This is a genomic window from Flexivirga lutea (assembly GCF_054778955.1).
Map to the genome: position 1 here is coordinate 1 of NZ_BAAGZB010000015.1, position 570 is coordinate 570.

The window sequence follows — 570 nt, forward strand, 5'->3', positions numbered from 1 at the left end:
GTAGGTCTACGCAGGTAGTGCATAGTGTATAGAGTTTCAACTGCATCACAAAATCTTACCAAAGCCTCCAACGTAGTGGACTTCCTTATCTGGCCAATCTCATCCACCTGATCAGCAGATGCTCTATACGCCAACATTCGTATAACAGCTGTGAACTTTTGCTCAGGAAGAAGTCCCAAATTTCCAATAACATTTTTCTTTTGAACAAAGTATTAATGATAATTGCAAATATCATGCATGACTTTATTGAACAAATGGGGTTGCATTCTAAATCGTCTTCGAAAATCAACATCAGAGTACAAAGAAGTTGAGATAAAATAATCTTCCAAAAGATTCTTACCCCGAGACTCTCTACGTCTGTCCACATATGGGGCACGAGAACGACGGTGTTGCCTTGATTGATTAAGCATACACACCGCTGCAAGCATTTGTTCCTCTTCTTCATCGGCGTCCCGATCTTCTTCAGCACGTCTACGCCGGATTTCTTCCATTTCTTTCTGTTGCCTCTCTAACACCCTCCTCAAGTTTGACATTGAGAGTAGAATGTGTTTTGTAAAATCTGATAAATGA

Annotated in this window: 1 protein-coding gene; it reads right to left on the reverse strand. The window is 40.5% G+C overall.

All coding sequences use genetic code 11. The features are described 5' to 3' along the window. Positions 1–212 precede the first annotated feature (212 nt). Positions 213–570, reverse strand: a 358-nt coding sequence (locus ACYVBN_RS18375; protein ID WP_460601771.1) for a hypothetical protein, incomplete at its 5' end; no start/stop codon positions are given.